At 67.4% G+C, this 7853-nt stretch carries 8 protein-coding genes; all 8 read right to left on the reverse strand.

Annotated features, from left to right (window positions below):
• Positions 1-312 precede the first annotated feature (312 nt).
• On the reverse strand, positions 313-1818 hold the full coding sequence (locus tag O0J73_RS20295) for a sigma-54 dependent transcriptional regulator (protein WP_308309492.1): 1506 nt from the start codon (positions 1816-1818) through the stop codon (positions 313-315).
• Entirely contained in the window at positions 1815-2192 is a 378-nt protein-coding gene (locus O0J73_RS20300; protein ID WP_010485922.1) for a response regulator transcription factor, read from the reverse strand. The genes O0J73_RS20295 and O0J73_RS20300 overlap by 4 nt, the downstream gene beginning before the upstream one ends.
• Before the next feature lie 14 nt (positions 2193-2206).
• A complete protein-coding gene (gene rpoN, locus O0J73_RS20305) occupies positions 2207-3616 on the reverse strand; it encodes an RNA polymerase factor sigma-54 (protein WP_308309493.1) in 1410 nt (469 codons plus the stop codon).
• Positions 3617-3886: 270 nt separating this feature from the next.
• Positions 3887-4519: a response regulator transcription factor gene (locus O0J73_RS20310; protein ID WP_005413261.1), complete on the reverse strand. Its 633-nt coding sequence runs from the start codon at positions 4517-4519 to the stop codon at positions 3887-3889.
• 92 nt (positions 4520-4611) lie between these two features.
• Complete coding sequence (locus O0J73_RS20315; RefSeq protein WP_197565003.1) at positions 4612-5190, reverse strand: PilZ domain-containing protein; 579 nt, start codon at positions 5188-5190, stop codon at positions 4612-4614.
• Positions 5187-5480: a hypothetical protein gene (locus O0J73_RS20320; protein WP_006443673.1), complete on the reverse strand. Its 294-nt coding sequence runs from the start codon at positions 5478-5480 to the stop codon at positions 5187-5189. Before O0J73_RS20320 ends, O0J73_RS20315 begins: the two co-directional genes overlap by 4 nt.
• Entirely contained in the window at positions 5477-5893 is a 417-nt protein-coding gene (fliS, locus tag O0J73_RS20325) for a flagellar export chaperone FliS (protein ID WP_006443675.1), read from the reverse strand. Before fliS ends, O0J73_RS20320 begins: the two co-directional genes overlap by 4 nt.
• 128 nt (positions 5894-6021) lie before the next feature.
• Positions 6022-7440, reverse strand: coding sequence for a flagellar filament capping protein FliD (gene fliD, locus O0J73_RS20330; protein ID WP_006443677.1), 1419 nt, complete (start codon positions 7438-7440; stop codon positions 6022-6024).
• Between the last annotated feature and the right edge of the window lie 413 nt (positions 7441-7853).

Consider the following 7853-nt stretch of genomic DNA (forward strand, 5'->3'; position numbering starts at 1 on the left):
CATGGAGGCTCGGTCGCGCCATCCATGGCGCTCACGCCCCCGCAACCGGACCTACCCCGCCTTCGACAGATCTCCGCGATCTGTCGGAATTGCATGGACCGCTCTTGGTGGGTGTCGACCTTGGTCGACACATTCTGGTCGGCATGGGCTCTGACCCCGATCAACGCGCCATTTAACCGGCGTCGGTTTTCTGGCCTGGGGCTGCAGGGTCCGATGGCCGGAATTCTGGCGCTGCCGGGGTTCGGAGGCCCACAAACACCAACGCCCGGGCAAGCCCAGGCGTTGGTGCCCCCTTCATGCTGGAAACGCGGTTCAGCCGGCCAGTTCGGCCTGCTCGCGTTCGATGCCGTACTTGCGCAGCTTTTCCACCAGGGTGGTGCGGCGCAGTCCAAGCAGCTGGGCGGCGTGGGCGACCACGCCCTGGGTGCGTTCCAGTGCTTCGTTGATCAGGCCCAGTTCGATGTTGGCCATGTGGTTGCGCAGGTCCATGCCTTCGTCGGGCAGGGCGGCCGGTGCTGCCACACGATTGACGGCGATGCCATGCTCCAGCGCCGGCTGGTTGCCGCTGCCCGGTGTATGGAACGAGAAGCTGCGCAGGTCCAGGCGTTCTTCGCTGGCGACGGACTGCACCGGTGCCGGCGTGGCCACTGCTGCCAGCGCGGCGTCGCCCCGGTAGCGGGCCGGCAGGTCCTGCACGCGCACCGAGCCACCCGGGTGCAGCACCGCCAGGCGCTCGACCAGATTGGTCAGCTCGCGCACGTTGCCCGGCCATTCGTAACCGGCCAGGGCCTGCAGGGCCTCGGCGGTGAAGCGCACCTCGCCACGACCGGTACGCGCCAGCTGCGCGGCGATGGTTTCCACCAGCGCCGGCAGGTCCTCGCGGCGTTCGCGCAGGGCCGGCACGTCGATCGGGAACACGTTGAGGCGGTAGAACAGATCCTCGCGGAACTTGCCTTCGGCAATGCGCGTCTCCAGGTCGCGGTGGGTCGCGGCGACGACGCGCACGTTGCAGCGGATGGTCTGGTTGCCACCCACGCGTTCGAAGCTGCGCTCCTGCAGCACGCGCAGCAGCTTGACCTGCATCGGCAGGCTCATGTCGCCGATTTCGTCGAGCAGCAGGGTGCCGCCCTCGGCCATTTCGAAACGGCCCTTGCGTGCGGTGAGCGCACCGGTGAAGGCGCCCTTTTCGTGGCCGAACAGTTCGCTTTCCAGCAGGTCGGGCGGAATGGCGCCGCAGTTGATCGCCACGAACGGGCCGTCACGGCGCGGCGAGCGCTGGTGGATGGCGCGCGACACCACTTCCTTGCCGGTACCCGATTCGCCCAGCACCAGCACGGTGGTATCGAAGGCGGCGACCTGTTCGATCATCGTGCGCAGCGCGGTAACGGCCGGGCCGTTGCCGGTCGGGCCCTGCTCCTGCACGGCACCGGCCTGGTGCTCGGCGTCCAGGCGCTTGAGGCTGGCGCGACGCAGCAGGGCTTCCATCTGGGCGTGGCGCAGCGGGGTCTCCAGCGGCCAGATGTTGGCCTCGTGCAGGCCATGCTGCTGCGCGAAGGCAGCGGCATCGCCGTCGGCCAGCAGCACCGGCGGCGGCAGGCTGCTGCCGCCGAGCCAGTGGTACAGCGCAGTGCTGGCGGCGCTGTCATCCAGGCTGCCGACGATCACCGCCATCCAGTCGTTCTGGCGCTGGCGGCCCAGGTCGAAATCGGCCGCGTCGGAGACCCAGCGCGGGTTGAAGTCCATGAATTCCAGCAGGGCAACGGTGCGCTCGGCACGCACGGCGTCGTTGTCCAGTACAAGGATGCGCGATTCGCTCACGATCGATCCTCCCTGAGGCCTTCCAGGATCGGCATGACTTCCTGGATGTAGGACAGCTTGCTGACGAAATTGTCGGCGCCGGCGCGCAGCGCGTGTTCGCGGTGCTCGGCGTCGTCGAAGTGGCTGGCGATCACGATGTACGGTGCGTCGTCCTGCGACTTGATCAGGCGGGTGGCCTGCAGGCCGCCCATTTCCGGCATGGCCAGGTCCATCAGTACCACCTGCGGACGCAGCGTTTCCGAGCGCTCGATCGCTTCCAGGCCGTTGCCGGCACTGCCGACGATCTGCAGCCAGTCGATCTTGCGGAAATGGCGCATCGCCGCGTTGATGAAGCCCTCGTGGTCATCGACCAGCAGGACCGTAAGCTTGTTCATGTCCAACATCCTTTTCAGCCCACCCGGGCCAGCTGCGGTTGCCTGGCGCCGAGCCGGCGCCGTTCACGGGCCGGGGCGATGTCCAGTTGTTCCCGGTATTTTGCGACGGTTCGGCGTGCAATGTTCACCCCCTGGCGCGACAACAGCCCGGCGATGGCTTCATCGGCCAGCGGCCGACCGGCCGGTTCGGCGTCGATCAGGCGGCGGACCATGGCCTTGACCGCCTGGCCGGAGACGCTGGCGCCTTCCAGGCGCACGGCGAAGAAGTGCTTCAGTTCAAAGGTTCCACGCGGGGTCTGCAGGAACTTGCCGGTGGTGATGCGCGAGACGGTGGACTCGTGCATGCCGATTTCCTCGGCCACTTCCTTCAGGGTCAGTGGTGCCATGGCCTCCTCGCCACGCACCAGGAATGCGGCCTGGCGCTCGACGATCACCCGCGCGGTGCGCAGCAGGGTGTCGTAGCGCATCGACAGGCCGCGGCTGAACCAGCGCGCTTCCTGCAGCATGTCGCGCAGGGCCGGGGCGGCGTCGTTGCTGTCGGCCAGCGCCTGCTCGTACTGGCTGTTGATCGACACGCGGCGGCTGGTGGCCGGGTTCAGCGCCACCTTCCACTGCGCGTCGGCGTGCCAGGCGACCACGTCCGGTACCACCACGGCGTTGCGCTCGGGCAGCAGGCTGTCGCCCGGGCGCGGCTGCAACGAGAGGATCAGGCGGACGGCTTCGCGCACGTCGTCGATCTCGGCGTCGTGCTGGCGGGCGAGGGCGGGGTAGTCGTGCGCGGCCAGCGCATCGAGCGCGCCGTCCAGGATGCGTGCGGCCAGGTGACGGGCAGCCACCACGCCGTGCAGGCTGCGCAGCTGCGCCTGCAGGCCTTCGCGCAGGTCCTGCGCGGCCATGCCGGCCGGTTCGCCGTGCAGCAGCTGCTGGCGGATCGCTTCCACGCCGTCGGCGTCGATGTCGAACTGGGCGCTGGCCAGCAGCTGCAGCTGGGCCAGCGGCGCCTGCAGGTAGCCGGCGTCATCGCAGTGGTCCAGCCAGAAGGCAGCAACGGCCAGCCCGCGGTCGTCCATGTCCAGCGACAGGCGCTGCAGCACGCGCAGCTGCGGATCGGTCGATTCACCGGCGGCGATGCGCGCCATGCGATCGTCGTCGCCGTCCTGCCAGCTGGTGCCGGCCACGTCCCACATCGACGATTCCGGCAACTCGTCGAACGCGGCCGTCTCCAGCGTGGTGGTGCTGGCCTCGGTGGCCTCGGCGGCGGGGGCTTCGGCCTCTTCGATCTCCAGCAGCGGGTTGGAGTCCAGCAGGCGCTGGATTTCCTGTTCCAGGTGCAGGCCATCGAGCTGCAGCAGCCGGATCGACTGCAGCAGCTGCGGGGTGAGGTGAAGTTGTTGGCCCAGCTGGGTCGAGAGTGCAGCCTTCATCGTGGTTCCCCGGCACCGCTCCCCGGCGCCTTGTGGAACGCATCTTGCTTTTGATCCGACGGGTGCGGAATCGGGGGGTTCCTGAGGGCTTTCGTGGATATCCCGACAGGATGTAAGGGTTTCCCCTACATTGGCGCGGGATGTTGACGAAGGCCGCCGCCAACTCATTGATTCGTGGTGGCGGCCCTGCCGCGTTCGCCACGCCGCGCGTACGGATTCCTGTCAGAGCCTGTCAGGGTGACGGGATTTCGTCGCCGCCGCTATGCCGATTCACTCCAGCTCGTGCTGGTGACGCGCGGCCAGCAGCAACAGATCATTGGCGCGGCGGCAGCCCAGCGACTCCATCATGCGTGCGCGATGGGTTTCCACTGTCTTGACGCTGATGCCGAGGTCAGCGGCGATTTCCTTGTTGCTTTCGCCTTTGCCGATGCGGCGCAGGATCTCGCGCTGGCGCGGGGACAGCGCGGCGATGCCGGTGGGCTTCTCGCGGCCCAGCATGGGCGCCAGCATCTTGGCCGAGATCTGAGGGCTGAGGAACACCTGGCCGGCATGCGCGGCACGCAGGGCCAGTTCCAGCTCCTGCGGCGCGGCATCCTTCACCACGAAACCGACCGCGCCGCGATCCAGTGCATCGCGCACATGCGCGGCATCGTCGTGCATGGTCATCATCACCACGCGGGTACCGGGGGCGCGCAGGCGGATGTCACTGAGCGCTTCCAGGCCAGTGCGCCCGGGCAACGACAGATCCATCAGCACCACATCCGGCGCATGCTGCAGGGCCAGCTGCAGCGCCTGTTCGGCATTGCTGGCCTCGGCAACCAGCTGCACGTCGGCAAACCCCTGCAGCAGCCGCGCCAGGCCGGCGCGGACCAGGGTGTGATCGTCGACGATGAGAACTCGCACAGGCACGCAACTGGTCCGTGTAGGGGAGTCCACCTTAACTTAGCTGAACGGGCGCGCCAAGCGTTGCCTGTCCTGCACCGCAAGGGTGGGTTTCAGCGGGCCCGGCGCGCCTCGGCCACCTGGCGGCGGTGCAGGCGGAACAGGTGGCGTTCCATGGCCATTTCCAGGCCGTCGCCGAGGCGCTGGAAGCGCAGCCAGAGGTAATGGCCACCGCCGCCATCGGCGGCTTCGGCGATCACTTCCACCGGCAGGTCGATATGGTCGGGCAGCCAGTCGCTGGGCTGCAGCCGAACCAGGCCGGCCTGACCAGGCGTGGCACCGCTGCGCGGGCCCAGTTGCAAGCGGATGCCACGGCGTGACCAGCGCACCGGGCGCAGGGTCAGTTCCTGGCCCTGCTGGCGAACCAGCCGGCCGAGCAGCACCATCGCCAGGTCCAGCTTGGCTTCGAGCCGCTGCAACTGCAGGCTGGCCTCGTTGCGGTCGTCATGCTCGTCAACGCGGCTGTCTTCCACCAGCGCCAGGCTGCGCAGCAGGCCTTCGGCGCTGCCGGTACGGCCGGCGGCACTGCCGGGCTGGAACTCGGCGGGCAGGGCCAGTTCGCAGCTGAGCGTTTCGTCGAACAGCTCGCTTTCGGCGGGGTGGTGCAGCGACGTTGTCGGCAGTTGGGTCATGCCAGCGATTCTGCCTGCAGGTAGGCATGCGCCGCGCGAAGAGAACGCTGTCCATCGTTCATCAGGGCAGCGACCGCGTCGCGGCGCTGGCGCAGCAGGCCGAGCAGGTTCTGCTGGCGTTCGAACAGTGCGCTCAGTGGCGCGTGGTCGGCCGCGGTGAGCGGCTGGCTGAGCAGGGCATGCAGGGCGCTGTCGTGGCCGTCGAGCAGGCTGTCGGCCTGGTCGAGGGCTTCTTCGCCCAGTGCCTTCTCGAACGCGTCCAGCTGCGCGTGCAGTTCGTGCAGGCTCATGGTGCCACCGCGGCCGGGCGGCGCTGTTCGTGCGGGATCGCGTTCCAGGCGCTGTCGATTTCGCCGAGCAGCTGCAGGGCTTCATCCAGCGCTGCACGATCATTGTGCAGGTTGGCCTCGGTCAGGCGCTGCAGCACGTAGTCATAGAGTGCCGACAGGTTGCCGGCGATCTCGCCGCCGGCCTCATGGTCCAGCGAGCCGTTGAGGTGGCCGACGATCGCGCAGACTTCGCCGATCGCCTTGCCCTTGCCGGCCTGGTCGCCACGCTCGAGGCTGGCCTGTGCGCGGCGCACGCGCTCCAGCGCGCCGGCCAGCAGCATCGCCACCAGCTTGTGCGGATCGGCGTCGGCGACCGCACTGGTCACTCCCACCTGGCGGTACTGTTCGGCATATTGACGGCTGGAACCGTACATTCGTGATTCTCCTTGCGCGGGGTGCCGCCGGGCGATCGAGGGGATCGTTGCCGGCGGCGCGGCGATGATTGCTGTTGCGTCCGTTATCGGTGCGTTGCACGCCAAACTTGAGCGTTGCGCGTAGACCTTCAGCGGTTCAGCTGTGCCAGCTGCTGCTGCAGCGACGTATTGCTCTGCTGCAGCTTGCCCATCAGGCTGTCCAGCGCGATGAACTGCTTCTTGTAGCGCTCTTCCACGCCCTTCATGCGCGTGTCCAGGTCCTTGCGGCGCTTGTCGATGTTGTCCAGCGTGGTGTTGAGGCCTTTGGTTCGGGCGACGAAGGCGCCTTCCTTGCCGACCGTGGTGCTGACATAGCCGTCGACCATCGTGTAGAGCGTGCCGGCACCGCCGGTGTCGCCGGTGATGGCCGAGCGGATCTTTTCAGGCTGGCTGGCCAGTGCGGCGGCAAACTTGGTGGTGTCGAGCACCAGGCTGCCGTCGGCGTTTGGATAACCGCGTGTCTGCAGGCCTAGTACCTTCGGGTCCAGGCCGTCGGCGGAAAGCTCCTTCAGCACGCCCGACATCATGGAACGCAGCTGGCTGGCGGCACCACGCATCTGCGCGTCGCCGGTCAGCGTGGCCGCTTCCTTGGTCTTGGCGTCGTACTTGGTTTCGGTGTTGATCGCTGCGATGGCCGCGTTGTAGGCGGTCACGAATTCCTGCATCACCTTGGTGGCGGCGGCCGTGTCGGTACTGATCACGACCGTGCTCTTGCCGGGAACCTTCAGGTTCAGGGTCAGGCCAGGCACCGCATCTGCCACCGTATTGCTGGCGCTGACCACCTTGACGCCATCGATGGTCAGTTCGGCGTCCGCTGCAGCGGTGTTCTGTTTCAGGCTGCCGACCAGTGCGCCCAGCTTGGGATCACTGCCGCCGTACTCCAGCTTGATCGCATTGGCGGCACCGGTCTTCTCCTGGGCGATCGACAGGTACTGGTTGTCGCCGGAGGTGATCAGTGTGGCCTGCACGCCTTCCTTGCGGCCGGCGGCATCGATCTTGTTGCGGATGGTGGTCAGCGTGTCGCCGTCCTCCACCGCCACGTTCATGGTCTTGGCCTTGTCGCCCACGCCGACGGTCAGCGTCAAGGTTCCGGCGCCGAAGGTGTCAGTCTTCGGGAACGAGGTGTCGGCAATCAGCTTGTGTGCCGTGGCGAGGGATGTCACCTCCACCTGGTGCGTGCCGTTGGACGCGGCCGCCTTGGTCGTGCCCAGGTCGTACAGCGCCACCGATGCGGTGAGCACATCCTCGGTATTGGCGGGCTGCGCCTTGCCGCTGGCGGTCACCGTGCGGGTATCGAAGGCGGTGGTGGCCTTCAGCGCGGTCAGTGCAGTCTTCAGCTTGTCGAAGGCCGAGGTGACGGTGCCGATCGACGACAGCTGCATCTTGGCTTTGGACTGCTGCAGGTTCAGTGCATTGTCGGCCGGCTTGCGGTCGGCTGCGACCAGCTGGTTGACGATGCTGGAGATATCCAGTCCCGAGCCAATGCCACCGTATCCAAAGTCTGCCACGTCGTTTCTCCTGGTATACGGGCCTGGCCGTCGTGCGGTGGCCCGTCGTCAACGAAAATAGCGGCCTGCGCCGCTGGGTCTTGAGGACTTCGTTGATGCATGCGCCGTGCCAATGCTCTGGCGCGGGTTCTGGCACGCAGGTTGCAGGAGGGTTGGGGCAGGGTGCGGGGAGGTTCACCGCGGGCTGCCGGGAGTCTGCAAAAAACCCTCCCCCAATGCAGGGGAGGGATCAGGCTACTGACAATCGGGGGGAGACGAAGCCGCCCGGTACGTACAGTCAAAGGTACAGCGCTGAAAGAGAGGTCCGCAGGAGCGGGCGATGCCAAGCCGGTTCGGGAGGGTTCCCGGGCCGGGCATGGCCCGCGCCTTCGTGCACCGTGGCTTCCGGGTTGCCGCTGCCGTCGGTTCAATCC

It is taken from the genome of Stenotrophomonas sp. Sm6012, from assembly GCF_030985895.1.
In the GTDB taxonomy this organism is placed as follows: Bacteria; Pseudomonadota; Gammaproteobacteria; order Xanthomonadales; family Xanthomonadaceae; genus Stenotrophomonas; species Stenotrophomonas forensis.